This is a genomic window from Streptomyces sp. CA-106110, from assembly GCF_050936285.1.
In the GTDB taxonomy this organism is placed as follows: Bacteria; Actinomycetota; Actinomycetes; order Streptomycetales; family Streptomycetaceae; genus Streptomyces.
This window is the reverse complement of sequence record NZ_JBNJNB010000001.1, coordinates 10,921,470-10,944,447: the sequence shown is the minus strand read 5'-3', so window position 1 is coordinate 10,944,447 and position 22,978 is coordinate 10,921,470. Positions and strand designations below refer to the sequence as shown.

At 68.3% G+C, this 22,978-nt stretch carries 22 protein-coding genes and 1 pseudogene; 15 read left to right on the top strand and 8 right to left on the bottom strand.

The window, feature by feature from the left end; all coding sequences use genetic code 11:
- Window positions 1-66: 66 nt before the first annotated feature.
- The 5 genes from ACQEXA_RS50430 to ACQEXA_RS50410 all read left to right on the top strand — a co-directional run bounded on the left by ACQEXA_RS50430 (window position 67) and on the right by ACQEXA_RS50410 (window position 5,561).
- Window positions 67-573, top strand: coding sequence for a methylated-DNA--[protein]-cysteine S-methyltransferase (locus ACQEXA_RS50430; protein WP_432923312.1), 507 nt, complete (start codon window positions 67-69; stop codon window positions 571-573).
- An 86-nt stretch (window positions 574-659) separates the two neighbouring features.
- The gene (locus ACQEXA_RS50425; RefSeq protein WP_432923315.1) at window positions 660-1,391 is read left to right on the top strand and encodes a 2OG-Fe(II) oxygenase; all 732 of its coding nucleotides are present in this window, start codon (window positions 660-662) and stop codon (window positions 1,389-1,391) included.
- Window positions 1,388-1,681, top strand: coding sequence for an Ada metal-binding domain-containing protein (locus ACQEXA_RS50420; RefSeq protein WP_432923318.1), 294 nt, complete (start codon window positions 1,388-1,390; stop codon window positions 1,679-1,681). Before ACQEXA_RS50425 ends, ACQEXA_RS50420 begins: the two co-directional genes overlap by 4 nt.
- 713 nt (window positions 1,682-2,394) lie before the next feature.
- A complete protein-coding gene (locus ACQEXA_RS50415; RefSeq protein ID WP_432923321.1) occupies window positions 2,395-3,444 on the top strand; it encodes a PP2C family protein-serine/threonine phosphatase in 1,050 nt (349 codons plus the stop codon).
- A gap of 23 nt (window positions 3,445-3,467) precedes the next feature.
- Window positions 3,468-5,561: an ATP-binding SpoIIE family protein phosphatase gene (locus ACQEXA_RS50410; RefSeq protein ID WP_432923324.1), complete on the top strand. Its 2,094-nt coding sequence runs from the start codon at window positions 3,468-3,470 to the stop codon at window positions 5,559-5,561.
- A 78-nt stretch (window positions 5,562-5,639) separates the two neighbouring features.
- Here ACQEXA_RS50410 and ACQEXA_RS50405 read toward each other — a convergent pair whose 3' ends face one another.
- A complete protein-coding gene (locus ACQEXA_RS50405) occupies window positions 5,640-6,356 on the bottom strand; it encodes a TetR/AcrR family transcriptional regulator (protein ID WP_361825264.1) in 717 nt (238 codons plus the stop codon).
- A gap of 182 nt (window positions 6,357-6,538) precedes the next feature.
- Here ACQEXA_RS50405 and ACQEXA_RS50400 point away from each other — a divergent pair, with 182 nt between their 5' ends.
- The 5 genes and pseudogenes from ACQEXA_RS50400 to ACQEXA_RS50380 all read left to right on the top strand — a co-directional run.
- On the top strand, window positions 6,539-8,122 hold the full coding sequence (locus ACQEXA_RS50400) for a succinic semialdehyde dehydrogenase (protein ID WP_432923327.1): 1,584 nt from the start codon (window positions 6,539-6,541) through the stop codon (window positions 8,120-8,122).
- Between the two features lie 51 nt (window positions 8,123-8,173).
- Entirely contained in the window at window positions 8,174-9,103 is a 930-nt protein-coding gene (locus ACQEXA_RS50395; protein ID WP_432923330.1) for an NAD-dependent epimerase/dehydratase family protein, read from the top strand.
- On the top strand, window positions 9,100-9,537 hold the full coding sequence (locus tag ACQEXA_RS50390; protein WP_432923333.1) for a hypothetical protein: 438 nt from the start codon (window positions 9,100-9,102) through the stop codon (window positions 9,535-9,537). The genes ACQEXA_RS50395 and ACQEXA_RS50390 overlap by 4 nt, the downstream gene beginning before the upstream one ends.
- Window positions 9,534-10,409 (top strand): DAPG hydrolase family protein, encoded by an 876-nt coding sequence (locus tag ACQEXA_RS50385; RefSeq protein WP_432923336.1) that lies wholly within the window; start codon window positions 9,534-9,536, stop codon window positions 10,407-10,409. The genes ACQEXA_RS50390 and ACQEXA_RS50385 overlap by 4 nt, the downstream gene beginning before the upstream one ends.
- A gap of 19 nt (window positions 10,410-10,428) precedes the next feature.
- Window positions 10,429-10,677, top strand: a pseudogene (locus tag ACQEXA_RS50380) (fatty acid--CoA ligase); the annotation flags it as partial.
- Window positions 10,678-10,827: 150 nt separating this feature from the next.
- On the opposite strand, the gene ltrA reads toward ACQEXA_RS50380, so the two are convergent.
- Window positions 10,828-12,246 (bottom strand): group II intron reverse transcriptase/maturase, encoded by a 1,419-nt coding sequence (gene ltrA / locus ACQEXA_RS50375; RefSeq protein WP_433131268.1) that lies wholly within the window; start codon window positions 12,244-12,246, stop codon window positions 10,828-10,830.
- Between the two features lie 607 nt (window positions 12,247-12,853).
- On the opposite strand from ltrA, the gene ACQEXA_RS50370 reads away from it, so the two are divergent.
- On the top strand, window positions 12,854-13,129 hold the full coding sequence (locus ACQEXA_RS50370) for an AMP-binding enzyme (protein ID WP_432923338.1): 276 nt from the start codon (window positions 12,854-12,856) through the stop codon (window positions 13,127-13,129).
- Between the two features lie 31 nt (window positions 13,130-13,160).
- On the opposite strand, the gene ACQEXA_RS50365 is transcribed toward ACQEXA_RS50370, so the two are convergent.
- Entirely contained in the window at window positions 13,161-14,327 is a 1,167-nt protein-coding gene (locus ACQEXA_RS50365) for an IS630 family transposase (protein WP_432920486.1), read from the bottom strand.
- 88 nt (window positions 14,328-14,415) lie between these two features.
- Here ACQEXA_RS50365 and ACQEXA_RS50360 point away from each other — a divergent pair, with 88 nt between their 5' ends.
- Window positions 14,416-14,742, top strand: coding sequence for a PH domain-containing protein (locus ACQEXA_RS50360; protein WP_432920489.1), 327 nt, complete (start codon window positions 14,416-14,418; stop codon window positions 14,740-14,742).
- A gap of 76 nt (window positions 14,743-14,818) precedes the next feature.
- Here ACQEXA_RS50360 and ACQEXA_RS50355 read toward each other — a convergent pair whose 3' ends face one another.
- Together ACQEXA_RS50355 and ACQEXA_RS50350 are read right to left on the bottom strand one after the other, a co-directional pair.
- Window positions 14,819-16,252, bottom strand: a complete 1,434-nt coding sequence (locus ACQEXA_RS50355) for a transposase (protein ID WP_433133290.1) — start codon at window positions 16,250-16,252, stop codon at window positions 14,819-14,821.
- Between the two features lie 236 nt (window positions 16,253-16,488).
- Window positions 16,489-17,166 (bottom strand): TetR/AcrR family transcriptional regulator, encoded by a 678-nt coding sequence (locus ACQEXA_RS50350; RefSeq protein WP_432923341.1) that lies wholly within the window; start codon window positions 17,164-17,166, stop codon window positions 16,489-16,491.
- 194 nt (window positions 17,167-17,360) lie between these two features.
- On the opposite strand from ACQEXA_RS50350, the gene ACQEXA_RS50345 reads away from it, so the two are divergent.
- From ACQEXA_RS50345 to ACQEXA_RS50335, 3 genes are all read left to right on the top strand, one after another.
- Window positions 17,361-18,782, top strand: a complete 1,422-nt coding sequence (locus ACQEXA_RS50345) for a DHA2 family efflux MFS transporter permease subunit (RefSeq protein WP_432923344.1) — start codon at window positions 17,361-17,363, stop codon at window positions 18,780-18,782.
- 133 nt (window positions 18,783-18,915) lie between these two features.
- Window positions 18,916-19,425, top strand: coding sequence for a hypothetical protein (locus ACQEXA_RS50340; protein WP_433133288.1), 510 nt, complete (start codon window positions 18,916-18,918; stop codon window positions 19,423-19,425).
- On the top strand, window positions 19,422-20,339 hold the full coding sequence (locus ACQEXA_RS50335) for an MsnO8 family LLM class oxidoreductase (protein WP_433133286.1): 918 nt from the start codon (window positions 19,422-19,424) through the stop codon (window positions 20,337-20,339). Before ACQEXA_RS50340 ends, ACQEXA_RS50335 begins: the two co-directional genes overlap by 4 nt.
- Before the next feature lie 177 nt (window positions 20,340-20,516).
- On the opposite strand, the gene ACQEXA_RS50330 is transcribed toward ACQEXA_RS50335, so the two are convergent.
- From ACQEXA_RS50330 to ACQEXA_RS50320, 3 genes are all read right to left on the bottom strand, one after another.
- Window positions 20,517-20,786 (bottom strand): hypothetical protein, encoded by a 270-nt coding sequence (locus tag ACQEXA_RS50330; protein WP_432923353.1) that lies wholly within the window; start codon window positions 20,784-20,786, stop codon window positions 20,517-20,519.
- 442 nt (window positions 20,787-21,228) lie between these two features.
- Entirely contained in the window at window positions 21,229-22,269 is a 1,041-nt protein-coding gene (gene ltaE, locus ACQEXA_RS50325; protein WP_432923356.1) for a low-specificity L-threonine aldolase, read from the bottom strand.
- A gap of 146 nt (window positions 22,270-22,415) precedes the next feature.
- Window positions 22,416-22,634, bottom strand: coding sequence for a hypothetical protein (locus tag ACQEXA_RS50320; RefSeq protein ID WP_359407452.1), 219 nt, complete (start codon window positions 22,632-22,634; stop codon window positions 22,416-22,418).
- Between the last annotated feature and the right edge of the window lie 344 nt (window positions 22,635-22,978).

The following is a 22,978-nucleotide window of genomic DNA, read 5'->3' as shown; positions in this document are numbered from 1 at the left end:
GGTCGGCAAGGCGCAAAGTGGATGGTGAGGACAGTGGACAAGAGACTTCGAAAGGACACCGGACCGATGACGGTCTACACGACCATGGACAGCCCGCTGGGCGAACTGCTGCTGGTGGGCGAGGAGTCGGCCACCGCCAAGGGTGGCACCGCGCTCGCCTCGCTGTCCGTGCCGGGCCAGAAGCGCGGGGCCGTCGTCCAGGACGGCTGGATCGAGAAGCCGGAGGCGTTCACCGAGATCGCCGCCCAGCTGCGCTCGTACTTCGAGGGCAGACTGACCCACTTCGACATCGAGTACGTCGCGAGCGGCTCGGAGTTCCAGCGGCGGGTGTGGACGGCGGTGGCGGCCATCCCGTACGGCACCACCCTCACCTATGGCGACATCGCCCGGCAGATCGGCGCCTCGAGGGCCGCGGTGCGCGCGGTGGGCACGGCGATCGGGGCGAACCCGCTGCTGATCGTGCGTCCCTGCCACCGTGTGATCGGCGCCGACGGTGCGCTGACCGGCTACGCCGGCGGCCTGGAGCGCAAGCAGCATCTCCTGGACCTGGAGAACGTCCACCCGGGCGCCTGACAGACCGCCGCCCGGACTCCGCGCCCACGGCCTCGCGCCTGCGGAGTCCGGATGCCACCACCCACCGATCCAAGGAACCCCTTGCCATGATCGACACCACCCTGCTCTCGGGTCCGGTCGCCGGCCGGGTCGCCGACACCGACTGGAGCGCGCTGGTCTCCGAGCTCAACGAACACGGCAACGCGCTCACCGACCGGATCCTCACCCCCGCCGCATGCCAGGAGATCGCGGCCCTGTACGGCGAGCCTGCCCATTTCCGTACGACTGTGGACATGGCCCGCCACCGCTTCGGCTCGGGCCAGTACCGGTACTTCACCCACGATCTGCCCGACATCGTGCGGGAGTTGCGCGAGGCGTTCTACCCGCGCCTGCTGCCCATCGCCCGCGACTGGGCCGAGAAGCTCGGCAAGCCCGCTCCCTGGCCCGACGAGCTGTCCGAGTGGCTTCGCATGTGCCACGCGGCCGGGCAGGCCAAGTCGGCGCAGATCCTGTTGCGTTACGGCCCGGGCGACTGGAACGCCCTGCACCGCGACGTGTTCGGCGACATGCTCTTCCCGCTCCAGGTCGTCATCGGTCTCGACGCGCCCGGCGTCGACTTCACCGGCGGTGAGTTCCTCATGACCGAGCAGCGTCCGCGCGCCCAGTCCCGCGGCTCGTCCACCACCCTCCCGCAAGGACACGGCCTGGTCTTCACCACCCGCGACCGCCCGGTCGCCACGAAGAGGGGCTGGTCGAACGGGCCGATGCGGCACGGCGTCAGTACCGTCCGCTCCGGCCGACGGCACACGCTCGGCCTCGTCTTCCACGACGCCGCATGACCGTAGTCTCCGAGGACGAACCGGAGTACACCCTGATCGGCCCGGACGGGCAGCCCTACCAGAGCACGACGAAGGGCACGCTCGGCGGCCATCGCCGCAGCCGCGTGTACGGGCGCCTGGACTGCGCGTCCGCGCTGCGGTCCATCGCCCGCGGCCACTACGTCACCCAACGGGTGTTCTTCGCCGACGAGGCCACCGCGATCGCGGCCGGTTACCGGCCTTGCGCCGTGTGCCTGCCCGTGGAGTACGCCCGCTGGACAGCATCCCGGGAAGGCTCCGTCACCCCATGACGCGGGCCCTCCCGCGCGCCCTTCATCGACGAGGCCGAGATCGCCGCGTACGGCGGCGATGCCACCGAGGCCGCGTGGCTCTGATCAGCCTGCCGATCGGGCCATGAGACGCACATGGCGGTGATCCGGTCGTTGCCCGAACAACCTGGGGCCATGGGGGACGGCACTGTGCGGTGGATCAACGCAGCTTGCTCGCATTTCTCAGGTTATTACCGACTTCGCCCCATATTGACAACTCCATCCTGTACGTGTCTCATGTCTCTTGTACATGAACGGCCGACAGGCCCTGCATCGCCAGACGATGCCTGAGAAAGCCCGCCTCCAGGGCGAGACAACGACCGCGCCGGCCGACGAGCCATCGCCGCCCTCGCGGACACCCCGCTTCCCCTTGCGTCATCGGAGGAGTACTCGCGGGTCGCCTCGCCAGGCCCAGGACGGCGGAGAGCAGGATGACCATGACGTTCGGATCATTCCGGGCAGTACCGCCTGTCCACCCACCTCACCGTCCGGCCCCTGACATCGGCAGGCCGAGCGATCTATTGCCGTCTGTCGACGATCGCCCCTGCGGCGGGCTCAGACGACTCGTTCAGCGCGGCCTCGGAGCGGCCTATCGATCGTGGGGGGCGGGTAACCGCCTGCTGGTGGCGATCCCGGTGGCACTGATCACGGCAATCACCTTGGCCAGCGTCTTTGCTCCCACAGGCAGATATCTGGTGCCTCTGCTGGTCGCCGCTCCCGCGTCCACCGCCACGTTCGCCGGCGCCCGGTTCACCGCCCTCATTGCTCTGTGCGCCAGTGCGGCCGTCTTCGTCATCGACGGGCACGACCGCCCACTGCACCCTCTGCTCCCGCCGATCCAGGTGATCGCCCTGCTACTGGCCTCGGGGTTCGTCGTCGCCTTCCGCGTGCTGCACGACCGTAGCCTCAGCGAACTCAAACAGGTGCGAGCCGTGTCCGAGGCGGCCCAGCGTGCTCTGCTGCGCCCCCTGCCCCACCGTATCGGTGGCCTGCGGGTCGCCTCCGTGTACCGCACGGCCGCGGCACATGCCCTGGTAGGCGGCGACCTCTACGCTGCCGCCCGGACCAGCGACGCGACCCGGTTCCTGATAGGCGACGCCCGGGGCAAGGGCCTGTCCGCGATCGACGATGCCTCGGCCCTCCTGGGCGCATTCCGGGAAGCCGCCCACCGCGACGTCACTCTGTCCGAACTGGCGGCTTCATTGGAAGGCAGCGTTCGCAGGCATCTGGCTCATGTCGGCGATACCGATCTGGAAGGCAGCGAGCGCTTCACCACCGCCCTCCTTGTCGAGATTCCCGACTCCACCGCCGTCGCCCGGATGGTCAGCTGTGGCCACCCCGCGCCGCTGCTGGAACGACATGGTGTGGTCCAGATGCTGCGTGCCCACTGGCCTGCCCCGCCATTGGGTCTGGCGAGCCTCAGCCCTGACGCTTATCACGTAGACAGTGTCCGGTTCGGCGCCGGAGACACCCTGCTGCTCTATACCGATGGCGTCATCGAAGCCCGTAACGCTTCAGGCGCCTTCTACCCGGCCTCCGAGCGAGTCGCCGCCTGTACCTGTCCCTGGATCTGGCACCGACCCCAACACCTTCTCCGGCACATCCTCCAAGACCTTCAGACCTATGTCGGAGGACGCCTCGAGGACGACCTGGCCATGGTCGCCGTCCAGCGCATCTCGTCACCAGCCGTCGATCAGACGCGAAAGCCGTCTCTTCCCCGGCATGGCCTCGATCCGGCCCGGTGAAAGGCGGGGGAAGGGGTACTGCCATGGCTTCCGTTCGACTGAGCAGATGGGTCATTGCCCTTCTGATCGCCTACATCGGTCTGATCACCGTCATTCAGATCGAGACTGCGGGCAACGGTCTCGTCAGATGGTCGGGCTACTCAGTACTGACACCTCTCACCGCCGCCGCGCTACTGCCTGTCCGGCGCACCCTCATCGTGGGCGTTCCCGCTGTTGCCGCAGTGGTCGGCACCTATGGATTCGAGATTCATGAGGCGTCCGCAGGCGGTCGAGTCGTCGCCATCAGCGCGGTGGTGCTGTCGTTCGGCCTCAGCCCCGTGATCTGCCGAATGCGGTTGAGTCGCGAGCGATACCGCCGACATGCCGCCGTCCGGACCCAGCTCACCTTCCTGAGCTCGGCCGGCCGCCGTATCGGGAAGGTCCGGCCCCTGGACATGACACACACCGCGCGCCAGGCGGCCGAAGTCGCTGTCCCCCGGTTCGCGGACTTCGCAGCGGTGGACCTGTCCGACACCGTCCTGCGGGGACGCGAACCGTCGCCCGAGCTGCTCAGGGGTCCGTTCTCACTCCGCTGCGTCGCTGAGCGCTCAGTGTCTGCCGACCGCCCCCATAGGACGCTGAACCGCGAGACTGGACCGGATTTCCCCGAAGTGGCAGCGCCCCTTCGGCTATCGGCCAACGTCCGGCCCGCCAGGGCCTATCGCCTGAGCGAGGACGAGGTCGCCCACTGGCTCGGGCTGAATCCATTCCCAACCACCCCGGGCCGCAGGAGCCGCGTCCATTCGGCGATCGTGGCGCCGCTGTGTTCCTGCCGGGGAGCCGTTCTGGGGGCGATGGTGTTCATACGTCATCAGCGCCCCGAACCTTTCGACGCCGACGACCTCGTCATCGCGGAGGAGATCGCGATGCGGACGGCGGTGTACGTTGACAACGCCCTCCGTCACGCGTGCGCACACGGCATGGCCCGGAGCCTGCGTCGCAGCCTGCTGCCCCGGCATCTGCCCCAGCTCGCGGCCGTGGAAGCAGCCGGTCGCCACCTGGCCGCAGACCCGCCCCACGCTGGTCTGGACACGGCCTGGTTCGATGTCATACCTCTGTCGAGCGCACGAGCCGCACTGGTTGTCGGGAAGGTGCCCGGCCACGGCGTGCACACCTTTGCCACCGCCGCGCAGCTGCGCGCCGCGGTACGCGCTTTGGCAGACCTCGACCTGCCCCCCGACGAGCTGCTCGCTCACCTCGGCAACGTCCTCATGAGTCTCCCGGCCAAGGGCGCCAGGGCCCCTCACGGTCAGCCGGTTCCAGCAGTGGGAGGCACCGCCGACGACCTGAGGGCCTCCTGCCTGTATGCCGTCTACGATCCGGTCTCGCGCCGCTGCGCGCTCGCCGGCTCCGGCCACCCTCCGCCCGCCGTCGTCACCCCGGACGGCGGCGTCGAAACCGTCGACCTTCCGCCCGGACCCGGCCTCGGGCTCGGCGGCCTGCCCTTCGAGGCCGTTGAGATGGACCTCCCGGAAGGCAGCCTCCTCGCCCTGTCCACCGACAGCCTCGTCGGATCCTGCCACCAGCACCCAGCGGGAGGCCGGGCGCTGTGGGAGATTCTCGAGCCAGGCCGGCCCGCGTTGGACGTCATGTGCGAGTCCCTCCTCGCGACCTTGCTCGACCACCGGCCCCACGACGACGCGGCTCTGCTTCTCGTCCGCACCCGGACTCTCGACGCCGGCTCCGTGGCCACCTGGGATCTCCCCAGCAGCCTCAATGCTGTCCCCGACGCTCGCGCCTGCGTATCGGGACAACTGGCCGCCTGGGGGCTGGAAGACGGCGTGTGCGGCTCCGACCTGGTGGTCAGCGAGCTGGTCACCAACGCCGTCCGCCACGCCGCACCGCCCGTGCAGCTGCGCGTCATCCGCCAGGAGAACAGCCTGATCTACGAGGTCTCGGACGGCAGCAGCGCTCCTCCACGCCAACGCCGAAGCCAGGCCTACGACGAGTGCGGCCGCGGCCTGTTCCTCGTCTCCGAACTGACCGAGCGCTGGGGAGTGCGGCACAGGCCCGACGGCAAGACGGTCTGGGCCGAGCAGGCGTGCACACCCGCGAGTTCTGACCATCGGCGCCTGTGAGGAACAACCCGCAGGTGCCTACCCGCGGTTGCCCTGCGAGGGGATGTCAGTAGAGGAAGAACGGGCTGCCTGACCGCCTCACTCGGATCGCGGCAATGCGGCGTCCGCATCGTCGTCGAGTGCGTTGGCGATGGTGGTGACGCCGCCGATCAGCATGTCCAGGTTGAAGGCGTAGTACTCGTCGGGGCTCGCGCAGTTCGCCAGCGCGTCCGCGCACCAGATCACGGTCGGGAAGCGGCGGGGGGACAGCGCGATCAGCGAGGCGCGCTTGGCACGGATGGCGTCGTCTCTTGCTTCCTCCTCGCTCGGGTGCTCGCGGCCCGGCTCAGCGGTCACCAGGGCAACGATGGCGCTGAGGAGATAGCCGCCGACCTCCGCGGTGCGCTCGGGTTGCAGCCCGCCTCGCCGCAGCAAGGAGAGCGTGCGTTCGGTCAGGGCCAGCCCGGCCGGCGAGGCAAGGATTCGGGACGGCAGGAGCGCCACGACAGCCGGATGGGGTCGCAGTGCGGCGAGGAAGGCCTCGAGTACGGAACGCAGCTGATGCTGCCAGGGAGCGGAGTCCTCGGGCGGGAGCTGCACATCGGCGAACAACTGCTCCGCCATGCCGTCAAGCAGCTGGTCTTTCTCTTTGAAGTGCCAGTACAGGGCGGTCGGTGTGACCCCGTGCTGCTGGGCCAGCCGGCGGATGGTCACCGCTTCCAGACCTTCGTCGTCGGCCAGCGCGATGGCACTGAGCGCGATCGCCTCGCGACTCAGGGGCTCCTGCCGCTGCGGTCCTGTTCTCCTGTTCGCCATGTTGACAACTCTACCCTGGACATGTCTCATGTAGATAGTTCATGAACGATGTACAGGAACACTGTGCAGGGTCGCGCGGACGGGGCTCAGGTCCTGAAGAGCCTCGCCGCCGGCAAACCCCTCCCGCACCCCGGCCCTGTCCTTGCCCCTACGGCATGCCGCGGCCCGTTGACGGAGACTCGATGACCTCACCCCCTCGGCCGCAGCCCAGTGCCCCGGCCGTCAGCAAGATTCCGCCGGACCCGGCGCTGGTGCGGCACCTGACCAGCGGCATCGTCGCCACGGGCGACCCGCTGACCACGCACGCGCCCTTCACCGGTGAGCCTCTCGCTCACCTGCCACAGTCCACGGCCGTCGATGTGGAACGCGCCTTCGCCGCGGCCAGGGAGGCCCAGCAGAACTGGGCGGCCGTCCCCGTGCGGCGCAGGGCCCAGCTGTTCCTGCGGTTCCATGACGTGGTGCTTTCGCGTCAGCACGAGATCCTCGATCTCATCCAGTGGGAGACGGGCAAGGCGCGACACGACGCCTTCGACGAGGTGCTGGAAGCCGCCACGGCCGCTCTGTACGCGGCTCGGCAGGCCCCGAGCATGCTGCGCGCCCGCCGTCGTCAAGGGGCCTTCCCCGGTCTGACCCGCGCCCTGGAGGACTTCCAGCCCAAGGGGGTCGTCACGGTGATCTCGCCATGGAACTACCCGCTGGCGCTGGGCCTCGACGCCATCCCCGCGCTGCTGGCAGGCAATGCGGTCGTCCACAAGCCCGACACGCAGACCGCCCTGTCGGCTCTGTGGCCTCGCGCGGTCCTCGAGGAACTGGGGCTGCCCAAAGACCTGTGGCAGGTCGTCATCGGTGAGCCGTCGGTCATCGGCACGCCCCTGATCGAACACGCTGACTTCGTCAGCTTCACCGGCTCCACGCAGACCGGCCGGGGCATCGCCCAGCAAGCCGGGCGCCGGCTGATCGGCTGCTCCCTGGAGCTCGGCGGGAAGAACCCGATGCTTGTCCTCGACGACGCCGATCTCGACGCCACCGTCGAGTCGGCAGTCCGTGCATGCTTCGGCAATTCCGGGCAGATGTGCGTGGGCATCGAGCGTATCTACGTCCACACCCAGGTCTACGACGCCTTCCTCGACCGTTTCACCAAGCGGGTGCAACGGATGCGTCTGGGGCGAGACTTCGACTTCGAAACCGACATGGGATCCCTGACGACCGCCCAGCAGCTCGAGCGAGTCACCGAGCATGTCGAAGCGGCCCGAGCCGCGGGCGCCCGCGTCGCCGTCGGCGGGAAGGCACGCCCGGACCTCGGCCCGCTCTTCTACGAGCCGACCATCCTCACCGAGGTCCCCGTCGGCACCCCGGTGCGCCGTGAGGAGACCTTCGGGCCGGTCGTCTCGGTCTACCGGGTCCTCTCCGACGAAGCGGCCATCAGTGCCGCCAACGACAGCCCGTACGGGCTCAACGCGGCGGTCTACAGCCGCAACATCCGCCGCGCACGCCGGGTGGCGGGCCGCATTGCCGCCGGAACCGTCAACATCAACGAGGGGTACGCGGCCGCGTACGCCTCCCAGGGCGCTCCCATGGGCGGCATGAAGGCCTCCGGCCTCGGGCGCCGTCATGGCGTCGGCGGACTGCTGAAGTACACCGAGCCGCAGACCGTGGCGAGCCAGCGGCTCCTGGGATTCGATCCCGTGCCAGGCATGAGCAGAGCTCGTCAGGCCGGCCTCTTCACCGCCTCCCTGCGTGCCTTCAAGACGCTGCGCATCCGCTGAGACACGCGACACCCGCACACCATCCACCTCTGTCACTTATGGAGAGCCGCCATGAGAGTCCTCGTCACCGGAGCGACCGGCTATCTCGGCCGGGCCGTCGCCCAGCACCTCCAAGTCGCCGGCCATGACGTCACCGGCATGGCCCGAAGTGCCGCGGGACTGCAAGCCCTCGATGCCGCCGGGCTGCGCCCCGTTGCCGGTGACCTGACCGACCCGCACTCCCTGCGCGCCGCGGTGGAGAACGCGGAGGCGGTGATCGAGACCGGCAGCGCCGACAACGACCGGGCCACCGCCCTCCTGCTGGATCTCGTCACCGGCACGGACAAGCGCTACCTGCGCACGAGCGGCGTCGCCGTCTACACCGAGCTGTCCGGGGGCGAACCCAGCGACACCGTCCACGTGGAGGACGAGGAGTTCATTCCGCTCCCGCAGCTGTCCCACCGCTACGACCAGGATCTGCGGGTCATGGCAGCCGCCGAGCACGGCGCACGGACAGTGGTGCTGCGCCCCGGCATGGTCTACGGCCAGGGCGGCAGCGAGCAGCTGCCGGTGCTTCTGCGTGCGGCCCTGCGGGACGGCGTCAGCCGCTATGCCGGGCGCGGGCTGAACCGCTACCCCAACGTCCACCTGGACGACGTCGCACAGGCCTATCGGCTGGCGCTTGAATCCGCCCCGCCCGGAAGCGAGTACAACCTCGCGGCCAGCGAGTGCGCGATGCGTGAGATCGCCGATGGCGTCGCGCGCGTCCTCGGCCTCGGCCCTGCGGTCTCCGTCTCCCTGGAGGAGATGAGCCAGGCCATCGGTCAGCTGTACGCGCTGGGAATGAGCAGCAACGTCCGCGTCGACGCCGTCAAGGCCCGCACCGAACTGGGATGGCAGCCCAAGGGCCCCTCCCTGCTCGACGACCTCGTGAACGGTTCCTACCAGCGGGTGTGGGGCCATCGAGAAGTCTCTCTGATCACCGAAGGAGCACACGCATGACCAGCGGCACAACGCGCACCTCCCCGCTCGCCGGTGAGGTGGCGGCCAGGAACTTCGAGGGCTGGAGTCCTGCACTGCGCCAGGAGTTCACCGACAACGCCCACAACTACCGGGTCGGGTCGGTCCTGCTCTCGGAGACCGACGACCTGAAGGTGTGGAGCATCCACGTGCCTCCCGGGCGGCGCCTGCCGGCCCACCGGCACGTCCTGGACTACTTCTGGACCGCACTCACCGACGGTTCCAGCATCCAGCACACCGACGACGGCACCACCCGCAGGGTCTCCTACCGGGCCGGTGACACCCGCCACTTCACCTTCCCCGGCGAGGAGTACCTGCTGCACGACCTGTGCAACGACGGTCCCACCGAACTGCGCTTCATCACCGTCGAACACAAGCGTCCGCACAACGCCGCACCGCAGGAAGGCCGTTCATGACCACCGCACACCCCGCCGAAGGGCTGGTGCCGGTCACCTACTTCCCGGCACCGACCCAGGACGTCTTCGCCGCCAACGCCCAGCGCATTCGCGACAAGCCCTACGCGCACTTCTTCAGGAAGGAGATGTACCTGCACCGCGAGGTCCTGCCCGCGCTACAGCGGCCCATGGACCCCGGCGATGCGCTCGGAACCTCCCCCGAGGAGCTCAACACCCTGCTGGACGCCGGCCACCACAAGGTGGAGAACGGCTACTGCCTGCTGGCGGACGGCACCGCATACGTGGCCAGCAGAACACCTCTTCCCGGCGCCACCGGAGAGATGGTGAGCTGGTTCTTCTGGTGGTACATGGGCGAGTCGGAGCGCTACTCGCTCTGGCACCCGTACAACCGTGTCTTCGCCGAAGCGGCCGACCCGGCGGCGCTCAGCCGGCCCGGCCTGACCCACGAGCAGCGGTACATCGGCAACACCGTGCACGTCACCGAGTACGTCGGGCCCAAACGCGTCAAGGTCAAGACACGTTTCGTGCAGCCGTCCGACTGGGGGCTGGACACAGGCCGCTTCGCCCAGGCCGGGGTCGTGGCCCAGATCTGCGGAGAGATCATCCTGGCCGGTGTCCGCGTGGGCCGCATGCTCCGCCTGGCCCGTGAAACCGACGAGGGCCTCGAACTGCGGACCCGGTTCTGGCTCGGCGACCTCCTCACGCTGGGGTCGGTCGACCTCGCACCCATGCTGCGCGCTCTCGGCCTCAAGCGCAGGCTGATCAACAGCACCACCGCATACGAACAACTCTTCAACGATCAGGTCGGAATGACGCACCTCGCCGGCTTCCTGCCCGCGTTGTATGCCCAGTTCGGCGCACATACCGCCTGACTGCCACCGATCCGGCGTCCTGACGGGCACCGAAAGCCACAGACGCCTGTGGCTGCCGCACGACCGACAGACGCCCGGCGAGCTGGAAGTCCGCGGTCCCTGGATCACCGGCGCCTACTTCGGCGGCGAGGGCAGCCAACCACTGCGCCCGCAGGCAGCTTTCACCGACGACGGCTGGCTGCGCACCGGTGACATCGCCACCATCAGCCCAGGGGGCTGTATGACCATCACCGACCGCGCCAAGGACCTGATCAAATCCGGGGGCAAGTGAATCTCCTCCGTCGAGGTGGAAGTGAGGTCGACCCGGAGCGCGGTACTGGCCTCACGACCAGCCCGTTTCTCCGGGTCGCCTCCCGAACCCGGCGTGCACCGCTAAGCGCACCGGGCTCTCCACAAGTCCCGTGGGTCGGTGTTCACTTCATGCTGTGCTCGGCCACAGTGTCGGGATGCGTGTTCCCCGGTAGTAGTAGCGCTTTGCGCTCACTCTTGCCGGATCGAACAATTCCTTCCCGCCCTCGGCGGGCCAGATGCCGTAGCGTCGGCGTAGTACCTTCCAAGGAACGCGCCGATGCTTGCGCTCCTGCCATCTGATGATCTCCTTCCAGAGATAGGCCCTCAGATAGCTGAAAGTCGCGTTCGAGCACCCGTACTTGAAGTACGCGGTCCAGCCCCGCAGCATCCGGTTGAGCTGACGCAGCAGGTCTTCGAGCGACAGGTTCGTGCTCCGCCGGCATATCGTCTTCACCTTGGCCATGACGGCCACCAGGGCCTTCTTGGCTGGATAGACGTAGACGTACTGTTTGCCGGTGCCTCGCTTCTGGTGGCGCTGGATGCGCCAGCCGAGGAAGACGAGGCCCTCGTCGATATGGGTAATCAGGGTCTTCTCCGGCGACAGGCGTAAGCCCATCGTGGACAGGACCCCGGCGATTTCTTCCCGCAGGGCTTCAGCGTGTGCCTTGGTGCCCGACACGAGCAGGCACCAGTCGTCCGCATACCGCACGAGACGGTAGTTGGGCAGACCTTGACGGCGTCGCTTGGCCCTTCCATACGGGCTGGCTCCGGGGCCGCCCGGCCCTTGGGCGATATGCTCGTCCAGGACCGAGAGAGCCACATTGCTCAGCAACGGCGAAAGAATCGACCCTTGCGGAGTCCCAGCGTTGGTATCCACCAGCGTGCCGTCCTCATCGAGGATGCCAGCCTTCAGAAATGCCTTCACCAGATCCAAGACACGTTTGTCTCCGACCCGTTCCCGCACCCGGCCCATAAGAGCGGTGTGCGAGATTTCGTCGAAGCAGGCTTTGATGTCACCTTCAACAATCCACTCATACGAGCGGGATGCGAAATGGTGCACCTCGGCCACTGCGTCGTGAGCCCGGCGATTCGGACGGAATCCGTAGGAACACGGGAGGAAATTCGCCTCGAAAATCGGCTCCAACACCAGTTTCACGGACGCCTGGACTACCCGGTCTCGGATGGTCGCGACCCCCAAGTAGCGGACCTTGCCGCCAGCCTTGGGAATCGCGCGTCGCCGAGCCGGGAGGGGCCGGAAGGTGCGGGCTTTGAGATCATCTCGCAGTTCCGAAAGGAACCCCTCCAGCCCCCGCACGGACTCGATGTAGTAGGCGGTCTCGCCGTCCACTCCCGCCGTGCGCGCGCCCTTGTTATTCCGCACCCGATCCCAGGCCACCAGCAGGAAGCCCGGGTCCGCGGCGAGGTTGTACAGATCATCGAACCTGCGATGAGGGTCATCACTGGCCCAACGGTGCAGCTTGGTCTGGATTTCCAGTACCCGGCGTTCCGCCTTGAGTAAGACGTATTCCAGTTCGTCGGTATTCACCAACGGCCTCCCGGCATTCCAGCATCCTTATTGCCGACTTGCTGGCCCCCTTCGCCATGCGCGGACCTCTCGTCCGCTCGGACTACTACGGGGCCTCCGCCCCATCCCGCGCCTTCGACAGACGACGTATCTATCCCAAGAACCCGGATGGATTCCGGGCCCGGGGAACAACGCGAGATGGTTCCCGTGTTCACGGTGAATCGATCGGTCAGTCCGGCGCCCAGCTTTGCCCCGGCAGCATCGCCACGGTTACGCCGCAGGCTTTCGCCGTGGCCTCCCCACCGACACGCCAAGTCGGCTACGGAGTCAGCCCGCTCAACGAGCGAACTGTGGGCTACAACCCGGCCCATATCCACCAGATTTGAGCCGGTGCCACGCTTACGGAGCTTTACCACTGGTTCCTCTCGTACGCCCTCTGATCTCGCTCGCCGGACCCGGCCCGTCTGGTAGTTCCGAGCAGTCCCGGCTTTGTCAGCGCTGCTTCCCGCCCTCCCCGGCGTCTCCCGGATCGGACTGCGCTCAGCTCCCACCAGGCTGCTGCGACAACCTGGCGAGGAGGTCTCGCACCTCCTTCGATTCACCGCGCCTCACGGCGCACAAACGCCTCATGGCGCACCCGGACATCGCGGAGGCCGCTGTCGTGGCGATCCCGGACGAACGGTGGCAGGAGCGCCCGTTGGCGCTCGTCGTCCTCAACGAGGGCGCTGAACCCGACTTCAGCGCCTATCGGGCGTTCCTCCGTGGGCACTTGGCCGGCTGGCAGGTCCCCGAGCACTGGGCCGTCCTCGCCTCGCTGCTCAAGACCACCGTCGGGAAGGTCGAGAAGAGGGCGCTCCGCGCCCGGCATGCGCGCGGGAACATCGCCTTCACCACCCTGCCTTAGTGGTCGAGTTCGTAAGTCCTTCGGGGGTTGATCACGCTGCCTTGGCGACGGAGGATTCTTCCTGGTGATCGGCGGTATGCCGGTCGAGTCTGGCCAGCAGATTGTCCAGGTCGGAGGTGGTGAACTTCCACTGGAACGGCTGTGCCGTGGCGTTGTAGCGGTCTTCGAAAGATCGGAGCCGATCCCGGACCTGATTGAGGTCCGTGAAGTCGTTGGGCGAGACGACCTTGCGCTGGACGATCGAGAAGAAGATCTCCACCTGGTTCGTCCAGGAGGCGTGGACTGGGGTATGGACCATGACAGCGTTGGGGAAGGCGCGGGTCAGACGGTCGATGGCCTTCTGTCCGCGGTGGGAGGAGCCGTTGTCGACGATCCAGAAGACGCGTTCGGCGCTGGCGTACGGCTCTTGGCTCATGACCTGGGTGACCAGATTCATGAACGGGTTGATGCCGGTGGTGGGTTCGCAGCGGCCGAACACCTTCGCCCGGTGAACGTCGTAGGCGGCCAGGTAGGCCAAGGCGCCGCCGCGTTCGTAGGTGTGGTTGACGCGCATCGCCCGGGCCTGGCCGGGGGCCAGGGTGGGGTGGCAGCGGCAGCGGGCCTGGATGGAGGTCTTCTCGTCCGCAGAGATCACGTACTCGTCCTCGCGCAGTGAAACGCCGTCCCAGGCGCGGGCGTACAGGTCCATGATGCGGCTGGCCTTGGTGCGGAAGTCCGGGTCGCGGATGAAGATCCACGACCTGTGCTGCCAGGGCTTGAGCACGTCGTCCTTGAGCCAGCGCCGCACGGTGGAGGCGGAGACCGATCCGGCGATGGCCCGGGCGACCACCTCGCGGGCCAGTTCCGGACATGACCAGCGCGATAACGGCGTGGCGGTCTCGGCGGGCAGATGGCAGGCCAGGGCCTTGACCTCGGCGACTTGCAGCGCGGTGAACACCGGCGGACGGCCGCTGCGTTCACGGTCGGACAGCCCAGGCAGGCCGTGTTCGGCGAACCGGCTCCGCCAGAGGCGCACCGTGTCCAGGTGCAGGCCCGTCTCTCGGGCGATACGCGCGTTGGAGCGTCCGCGTGCCGCGTGCAGGACGATGTGCGTGCGCATCCGCAGCCGGTACTCGGTCTTGTGGCCGTAGGCCATCTTCTTCAGCCGCTTTCGCTCGGCGGCGGTCAGGGTTATCGGGCGGGCCGGGGCAACGGGCATGCAACGACGGCCGATCGGGAGAAGTGGATCACGACAGCCCGTATCCTGCCGTGCCCCGCCCTGCGGCCCCTCGGGCAGGATGGCTGCCATGCCCACACCCTCGGAGTCCACCCGGCTCTCACTCGAGCAGCGCCTTGGCGAGCATGCCCGCACCACCTGGCCGCAGATCAGGCGGCTGCACGTCCGTCACCGCGGAGCCTTTGCCTACGTGGAGGCGGAACTGGCGGACGGCGAACGGGTCACGCTGATGCGCCTGCGCTACGGCGGAACCGCCAGCAGGTGGGGCTTCGCCCTCTACTACGCCAGCAGCGACCGCTACGAGGACTCCCTCCTGCCCACCGGCGGCTTCGCCGGCACCCCCCAAGACGCCCTCGACTGCGCCTGCCACCTCCACCTCGCCGCACTCGGCACCTGACCAGGCGATACACACAACGTCGGCTCCCGCGTCAACCCCCGAAGGACTTCCGGCACGGACCACTAAGCTTGCGATTTTAGCTTCTGTCGTCACTCTGTGTGTTTACGGTGGTCGGTTCGCTCTTGCGGTAGGGCGGTCGCTTGGATTTCGGGCGGTTCTTCGAGCCTTTCGGGCGGCCTGGGCCGGGGCGGGTGGGTTTCGGCGAGTCGGCGGGTGTGCCGATGCGTGCGCGGAGTCGGCGGAAGCCGAGGCGGACCTTGTAGGGGCTGAGGGGCTTACCCGGGTCCGGTCTTGGGTGCCAGGGGCGGCGCAGGTCGTCCACGAGGTGGCGGGCGAGGCGTAGTTGGGCGTAGGCGCCCATGGCCAGGGACACCCACCGGTCGGTGGCTGCCGCCGAGCTCAGGTGCGCGCTGGCCAGGCCGAGATAGGACTTGGCGAAGCGGTGGAAGTGCTCCTGGTCGAAGCGCCGCAGGTAGGCCTTCCAGAGCAGGTCCGGGTCGGCCGGAACGGGGCCGGCGTGCCACAGCCACAGGTCCTTGGGTGGCTTGCGGCCGTCGGGCAGGTGGTCGACGACCACTTGCAGGACCGTGCCGCGCACGATCGGCAACTGCTTGTCCCGCGGCCAGTTGGCCCAGCGGCCGGTGCTGCCGAGTTTTTGGTGCAGTCCGCTCCAGGCGCGGACGGTCACGGTGCCGTACAGCTCGGACTCCACGGTGCGTTCGAAGTCGGGGGCGTGTCGTTTGGCGGGGTCGGAACAGGAGAACTCCGCGCCGTGGCGCAGCGGCGCGCCCATCTGGCCCGGTCGCCGGGGCGGGGGGTCGAGGTAGAAGACCCGGGTGGCACGTAGCCGGACCAGCAGTTGCACGTCATGGCCGGCCAGGGCGTGGGTGAGGTCGGTGGCGTAGTTGCCGGCGTCGAGCAGGACCAGCGGCGGCGGGTCGCCGGGCTGCCACTTCCCGGTCGCGGTCAGGTCTTTGAGCAGCCCGGTGATCTGGTCGATCGTGACGTCGGTGTGCTCCTCGCCGGGCCGCAGTCGGCGTGCCTCGATGGGGTCGACCCAGGAGGAGGACCCCCACTGGATGCCGACGAGCAGGCTGTAGGGCCAGCCGGGCAGCCAGCGGTCCCCGCCCTTGCCGCGGACCTGCACCATCGTCCGCTCGTCGGCGTACTCGGCGTCGGGGCGCGCGTGCGGAGTGGTGTCGATCGCGAACATCAGCGGCTCGCCCGCCCTGGCCGGGGCCGACAGGCCGATCAGCAGGTACCGCAAGCGGCTACTGCTTATCTGGCCATGGGCCAGGGCGTCGTAGACAGAGCCGTGTCGTCGGCGGAACTCCGGCTCCAAGGACAGCTCAACCGGTGATCGCACCGGGCCCTGCGCGCACAGCATCGCGTCCGCCAACTCGAACAGGGCATCCCCGCGGCGGGTGAAGCAGGCATGGAGACCCGCACGGAACCTGGATAACTCGGACAACGCCTCGACGCGGGCAGGGGTGTCTTGCAGACTGTCCATCACGGCCTTCTGGTGCAGCTGGATCTCTGGCGAGAACCCAGCGTCACCCGAAGGCCGTTCCCATGTCCGGCGAACAGCAGAATCCAAACCTAAACGATCTTCACGTCCTAAAATCGCAAGCTAAGGGAGGCGACACCAAGCGCGCGCAGACCGCCCCTTCGTGACAGGGGCGGTCTTGCCGTCCGGCGGAGTAGTGCGTGGTGCGTGGTCAGTACCCCGTCGGGGCGGCAGCCGCGTCAGACGACGGGAGCTTTCGTCCCTGCCTGGACACCGCGTACACCGGCGATGATGAGATCGATGCCGCGCTCGTAGTAGACGTCCCGGCTCGCGCAGGACGCCAGCGCGCCGGCCGCTGCCACGATGTGCGGATAGTGCTTGGGAGACAGCGCCTCCAGCGAGGCTTGTTTGGCCCGGATGGCATCGTCCCGCAGCTCCGGGTCGTCCATGTGGCTGCGGCCCGGCTCGTTGACGACGAGCGTGACGACCGAGCACAGCGCCTGGCCGGCGATCTCCGCGGCCTGCTCGACCTGGAACCCTCCAGCATCCAGCAACCCAAGTGTCCGCTCCGCCAGCGCAAGCCCCGGCGATGAGACCAGGACGCGGGTGATGACCAATTCAGCTGCGGCAGCGTGCGGGCGCAACGATTCGAGGAAGGCCACGAGCACATCGCGCAACTGGTCGCCCCACGGCCGGTCGTCCGTCTCCGGCAACCTGACGTCGGCCAGGAGACGTTCGGCGAGGGCGTCAAGGATCTGATCCTTGTCACGGAAGTGCCGGTACAGGGCCATCGCCGAGACTCCGTGCTCCTGCCCCACACGGCGCGTGGTGACCGCGCTCAGGCCCTCGGCATCGGCAAGAGCGAGGGCCGTGGCGACCAGGACGTCCCGGTCCAGACGCTTCCTCGACGACTCCATGTGAACCTCCCTGAGCGGCGAGTTTACAGCGTACACACGAGGTTTTACCAGGAGGACGCATCGTTTACGCCGTAAGCGTCTAGTGTATGTTTACGCAGTAAGCAGCCTCGATCGACGGCGGCGGCAGGTGCCCGCCTTCTGATCTTGAGCGCGATGTCTGCCCTACCTGAATCCCTGTTCTGATGAGGAAATCCATGCGGCGCAGTCCATGGGCGACCCTGACGGTCCTGGCCCTCGCACAATTCATCGTGGTGCTCGACGTGACGATCGTGAACGTCGCGCTCCCCCACATCCAGACCGACCTCAAGTTCTCAGCCGACGGCCTGCAATGGGTCATCAGCGCATACACCCTGCTCTTCGGCGGCTTCCTGCTACTGGGCGGCCGCGCCGCCGATCTGCTGGGCTCCCGCCGCGTCTTCGTCGTCGGCCTCGGTCTGTTCGGCATCACCTCGCTCGTCGCTGGGCTGGCGACCTTCCCCGGTGAGCTCATCGCCGCACGCGCGGTGCAGGGACTGGGCGGAGCCCTGATGTCCCCGGCGGCACTGTCGATCCTGACGGTGACCTTCCCCCACGGTCGGCAGCGCAACATCGCCATGGGCGTCTGGGGAGGTCTGGCCGGCCTCGGCGGCACTCTGGGGGTCGTGGCGGGCGGCCTGCTGGTCGACTCGCTCAGCTGGCGCTGGGTCTTCTTCGTCAACGTCCCGATCGTGGTGGCGCTGGTGATCGCCGTCCCGATCTTCATCCGGCGCATCGCCCCGCTCGCGGGCCGCGGGTTCGACGCTTTGGGCGCGCTGTTGAGCACCGCGGGCCTGCTGGCCGTGGTCTATGGCGTCGTACGGGCCGAGCCGGTGGGCTGGCAGTCGACCGAGGTGATCACCTGCCTCATCGCCGGAATCGCCCTGCTGGCCGTCTTCATCGTCGCCGAAGCCCGCTCCAAAGCTCCCCTCGTGCCGCTGGGTCTGTTCCGCTCCCGCGCCCTGAGCACCGCCAGCGGGGCTCTGGCCCTCAACGGGGCCGCGTTCTTGACCATGTTCTTCCTGACGGCGATCTATCTGCAGGAGGTCCGCCGAGCCTCGGCCCTGAAGACCGGCATGGAGATCCTTCCCATGGGCGCCGCCGCCATCCTCGCCGCGGTCGTCACCACTCAGATGGTTCATCGCCTCGGTACCAGGACCGTCCAGCTCAGCGGAGCCGTGCTCAGCGTCGTCAGCCTGCTTCTGCTCGCCCAGACCAATGCCGACAGCAGCTACGCCGCGCATCTCCTGCCCGGCCTGATCCTCTTCGGCGCGGGCATCATCGCCCTGGGCGTACCGGCGCAGATCGCGGCCGTCGTCGACGTCGCACACCACGAAGCCGGTGCGGCCTCCGGCGTCGTCACCGCCTTCTACCAGGTCGGCGGCGCACTCGGCCTGGCCCTCGCCACGACCCTCTCCGTCTCACGCACCAATGCCGCGCTCGCCGACGGCTCCTCGCAGCAGCAGGCCCTCGTCGACGGCTTCCACCGGGGACTGATCGTCGCGGCGGCTTTCGCCATCGTCAACGTGCTGGTGACCCTGGCGTCCCCGAAGCTGGCACCGAGCGCGGAACAGATCGCCGAAGCCACAGCGACGGCCTGAAAGGCCACCCGCAATGAAGACGCCCCAGGGCCGCCGGCCACCCACTCCGGCGGCACTGCGGGCCCGGTGTCCGGCCCGGTCGGGAGGGCCGGACACCGCCACCTCCCCCCAACTCATCCTGAGAGAACAGCAGATGACCACTCCGGCTCCCACGCCCGCACACGCCGCAGCGCTGCTGCGGCACTTCACAGACCTGCGCGACGGCACCCACGGTGACGCCGTGTCTCGTAAGGACAAGGAAAGGCTCTTCGCCGACGCCATCCCGCTGCTCGATCCCTACGCCCGGCAGGCACTGGCCGAAGTCAACACCAGCCTCCTGCTCGGCCAAGGTGACGTGGCCGCCAGCGGGTTGCGTACCACGAACGACAGTTCGGAAGCGCTCTGGGTACTGACCTGGGCCGAGCAGCGCGCTTCCGGGATCGCCCCGATCGTGCTGCACGCCTACTACGGTGCCGGATTCCACCACCCCCACCTGCGCGGCGGCACGGTGGGCGACTGGCCGCTGAACGTCTTCACCGACGACCAGGCCGCGGCCGAACTGCCCACTCTGCGCGCCATCGTCTCCGCCGAACTGCACAACCTCGTCTTTCAGCGGGACTTCCGCATCATCCCTGCCATGACGAAAGGAGCGGCATCATCGTGACGTTGCGTCTGTCCGTCCTCGACCAGTCGCCCATCCCCGACGGCGCCGCACCAGCGGACGCGCTCGCAGCCACTCTCGAACTCGCCCGCGCCGCGGACGATCTGGGCTACCACCGGATGTGGGTCGCCGAACACCACCAGACCGCCGCATTCGCCGGAACCGCGCCGGAAATCCTGGTGGCCGAACTGCTCAACATCACCCAGCGCCTGCGCATCGGCTCCGGCGGTGTCCTCCTCCCCCGGTACGAACCTCTCAAAGTGGCGGAGACCTTCCGCATCCTCGCCACCCTGCACCCCGACCGGGTCGATCTCGGCATCGGCCGTGCCGGCGGGCACGTACACGACTTCCCGCACAAGCTCGCCGAGCTGGCCGACCTGCTCGAAGCACCCGCCCCCGGCTACCGGCCGCCGCAGCTCTGGCTCCTCGGAGCCAGCCCGGCCTCCGCCTACACGGCCGTCACCCTCGGCCTCTCCTACGCCTACGCCCACTTCCTGCGGCCCGAACACAGCGTCCCTGCGCTGGAGATACACAACGTCCGCACCATCGAAGCGATCACCCACAACGCCCTCGCCGTCCGTGCCATCGTGGCGCCCACCAAAGCCACAACACGTGATCTCGCCGACAGCTACTTGCTGTGGCGCAGCCGCCGTGACCTCGGGCACGACGAACCGCTTCCCTCCCCCCTCATCGCCCGCACCCACCGCTGGACGACACAGGAGAAAGACCGCGCGGACCGCAACAGCCGAGCGCTGATCGCAGGCACACCGCCCGAAGTGCACGACCAGCTCGCCGAGTTGGCCAAGATTCACGGAGCCGACGAGATCATCGTCAACACCCTGACCCACGACCCCGCCGACCGGCTGCTCTCCTATCAGTTGCTGGCCGAGGCATTCCACCTGGTCCCGACAGCATGAGCTGCCATCGCCGCCGGCGCTCCCACGGAAACGCAAACAGGCCCCGGACCATTGGGTCCGGGGCCCGCTCCCCCCACTCGCCGCCTGTCAGATCACTGCGACACAAATCGTTCCTACGGCACAGTCGCCGTCATGGGGACGGATCGAACCGGTCCGCGATCTGACTCGGAGCAGGGCCTAGCGGTGGCAGCCCCGGTGGCCGGGGTGCCAGATGTTCGCCATGTGGCCACGCTGCCAGCGGCCGTGCTCGAAGTGGGCCGGGACCCACACCCGGGTGAAGTAGCCGCGGTCGTGCCAGCAGTTCCGGCCGCGATCCGGACCCGGGTGCGACGGGCCGTGGTGGGCCGGGGCGGCAGAGGCACTGCCGACCGCGCCGAACAGCGCCCCAGCGGTCATCGCAACCGTCGCAGCACCGAGGGCCACGGCCCGCTTGAACGTGTCAGTCATTCCAGGTGTCCTTTCCATACAGGGCGTGATGCCCCGTCAGGTCTCCCGGCCGGGTTGAGGCCGGTACGGATCCGATCCTGCACCGCCGGAACGCCCGAAACGGAAAAAGACCCCCTTCATTACTCAATGCTCATTACACTTTCATTTGCCTTAAATACTCATATGATCCAACTGCGGTGAATTGGGAGACCATCGGGAACTGACACGGCGCCAGGCATCAGGCACACCAACGACTGCCGAACGGGCCGCCTCGGTACTCAATAGCCGGTCCGGCGCCTGATGGAAGGAACCGCGGACGACTTCCCGGACCCGCCACGTCCCGCCCAGCCTCAAGGCTCGGGGCACCATGGGCTTCGCGCAATGACTGCCGAGCCGCAGAGAGCAGGCCTTCGCCGGGTGCCGGACCCGCACGCAACGTGCCCACGCACGGGCCCGGCATGCCTCAGGCGGCGTCTTCGGCCAGGGTCTCCCGGATCATGACCGCCGCGCGCTCCGCATCCGCCTTCGAGACGTCGAGGTGGAAGACGAACCGGATCTGCGGCCCGCCTGCCGTGCACAGCACACCCCGGGCCGCCAGCCGCTGAACCAGGTTCGGCGTCGTAAGGCCCCCGACGGGACGCGCGAACACCATGTTGGTGCGCGCCGCGCCGACCTCCAGCCCCGGCACACCGTCGAGGATCTCGGCGAACAGTGCGGCGTTCGCGTGGTCGTCGGCCAGCCGGTGGACATGGTGGTCCAGCGCGTAGGACGCGGCCGCCGCAAGGACGCCCGCCTGCCGCATGCCGCCGCCCAGGGCTTTGCGCCACCGCTTGGCCTGGCCGATGAACTCCGGTGAACCCAGTAGCACCGAGCCCACCGGCGCCCCCAGGCCCTTGCTGAAGCACACCGACACGCTGTCGAAGTGCTCCGCGATCCTCCGCGCCCCGTCGTAGGGATCGCCGCCGCCGGCCACCGCGGCGTTGAACAGCCGGGCCCCGTCCAGATGCGTCGCCAGTCCGTGCTTTCGGGCCAAGGTCGTGGCTGCCTGGAGGTACTCAGGGGCGATCACCGTGCCGCCGAACGTGTTCTCCAGACACAGCAGCCGAGTGCGCGCGAAGTGCGGATCGTCCGGCTTGACGGCCGCCTCGATATCCGACAGATCGAGCGTTCCGTCGCTCTGGTGCGGCAGCGGCTGCGGCTGGATCCCGCCGAATGCGGCCGCTCCGCCGCCCTCGTGGCTGTAGAGGTGGGCGTTCGCCCCGGCGATGTACTCCTCGCCCCGCCCACAGTGGCTGAGGAGGGCGCACAGATTGCTCTGGGTGCCGGACGAGACGAACAGCGCGGCCTGGAAACCGAGCAACTGCGCCACGCGCTCCTGGAGCGCGTTGACGGCGGGATCGTCGCCGAACACATCGTCGCCCACCTCGGCCCGTGCCATGACGGCACGCATCTCTTCGGTGGGACGGGTGACGGTGTCGCTGCGGAGATCTATGACGTGGTCCATGCCTCTTTCCTACCGGACCACCCCTGTGCAACCGCCGCCGGGGCCAGCCGACGCCCACCAGCTCGGGCCCCGCTCTCTGGCGCGCCCCTCACCGGGCAGCGGCGTACGCCCCACCCGCGCCGGCAGGACACCCGGCTGGAGCATCGTCACTCCACCGCCGGCCACACCTCCGGACCGCCACCCTGCCACTCGATCAACGGCGACATCGCCACATCCAGCTCATCCAGGTCGTCAAGCCCGGCGCGCTGCAAGTACACGGTCAGCTCATGCAGCGAGTACGCGGTACCCAGGACGTCGTCCCCCACCATCACCTGTCGACCGCCTTTCGCATGCGGCGGGGAAACGATCACGCGAGACTCGGTCATAACCCCAGCCTCGGCGACCGACGGTTTCCCTGCACACCAAAGACGCCCGTCAGTGGAAGCGCCCACCCTTGATCCCGCTGCCCGCCGCACCGCCTCCGGCCCGCGACCAGGCAGGAGCCTTCTCAAGCCAAGAGGTCGCCGAGCTCGTACGGCAGCCGCGGCACTGTGCCGTACGCGGACTACGGCAGCCAGATGTCACGGATGCCGAGCGGGCGGGGACCGGCGTGGCCCCGCCAGAGCACCTCGCGCGCGTTCCCCGGGCCGTCGGCCAGCTCGCGGGCAGAGGTCCCTGGCAACACCCTGAACCAGATTGCGGTGACCGTCTCCGGCCACCGCCTTTCCGC

Coding starts and splice junctions, on each gene's coding strand:
- ACQEXA_RS50385 (WP_432923336.1), top strand. CDS start 9,534: ATGACCACCGCACACCCCGCCGAAGGGCTGGTGCCGGTCACCTACTTC.
- ACQEXA_RS50355 (WP_433133290.1), bottom strand. CDS start 16,252: ATGGACAGTCTGCAAGACACCCCTGCCCGCGTCGAGGCGTTGTCCGAG.
- ACQEXA_RS50430 (WP_432923312.1), top strand. CDS start 67: ATGACGGTCTACACGACCATGGACAGCCCGCTGGGCGAACTGCTGCTG.
- ACQEXA_RS50320 (WP_359407452.1), bottom strand. CDS start 22,634: ATGACCGAGTCTCGCGTGATCGTTTCCCCGCCGCATGCGAAAGGCGGT.
- ACQEXA_RS50410 (WP_432923324.1), top strand. CDS start 3,468: ATGGCTTCCGTTCGACTGAGCAGATGGGTCATTGCCCTTCTGATCGCC.
- ACQEXA_RS50420 (WP_432923318.1), top strand. CDS start 1,388: ATGACCGTAGTCTCCGAGGACGAACCGGAGTACACCCTGATCGGCCCG.
- ACQEXA_RS50395 (WP_432923330.1), top strand. CDS start 8,174: ATGAGAGTCCTCGTCACCGGAGCGACCGGCTATCTCGGCCGGGCCGTC.
- ACQEXA_RS50405 (WP_361825264.1), bottom strand. CDS start 6,356: ATGGCGAACAGGAGAACAGGACCGCAGCGGCAGGAGCCCCTGAGTCGC.
- ACQEXA_RS50370 (WP_432923338.1), top strand. CDS start 12,854: ATGGCGCACCCGGACATCGCGGAGGCCGCTGTCGTGGCGATCCCGGAC.
- ACQEXA_RS50425 (WP_432923315.1), top strand. CDS start 660: ATGATCGACACCACCCTGCTCTCGGGTCCGGTCGCCGGCCGGGTCGCC.
- ACQEXA_RS50390 (WP_432923333.1), top strand. CDS start 9,100: ATGACCAGCGGCACAACGCGCACCTCCCCGCTCGCCGGTGAGGTGGCG.
- ACQEXA_RS50350 (WP_432923341.1), bottom strand. CDS start 17,166: ATGGAGTCGTCGAGGAAGCGTCTGGACCGGGACGTCCTGGTCGCCACG.
- ACQEXA_RS50400 (WP_432923327.1), top strand. CDS start 6,539: ATGACCTCACCCCCTCGGCCGCAGCCCAGTGCCCCGGCCGTCAGCAAG.
- ACQEXA_RS50360 (WP_432920489.1), top strand. CDS start 14,416: ATGCCCACACCCTCGGAGTCCACCCGGCTCTCACTCGAGCAGCGCCTT.
- ACQEXA_RS50340 (WP_433133288.1), top strand. CDS start 18,916: ATGACCACTCCGGCTCCCACGCCCGCACACGCCGCAGCGCTGCTGCGG.
- ACQEXA_RS50345 (WP_432923344.1), top strand. CDS start 17,361: ATGCGGCGCAGTCCATGGGCGACCCTGACGGTCCTGGCCCTCGCACAA.
- ACQEXA_RS50330 (WP_432923353.1), bottom strand. CDS start 20,786: ATGACTGACACGTTCAAGCGGGCCGTGGCCCTCGGTGCTGCGACGGTT.
- ACQEXA_RS50365 (WP_432920486.1), bottom strand. CDS start 14,327: ATGCCCGTTGCCCCGGCCCGCCCGATAACCCTGACCGCCGCCGAGCGA.
- ltaE (WP_432923356.1), bottom strand. CDS start 22,269: ATGGACCACGTCATAGATCTCCGCAGCGACACCGTCACCCGTCCCACC.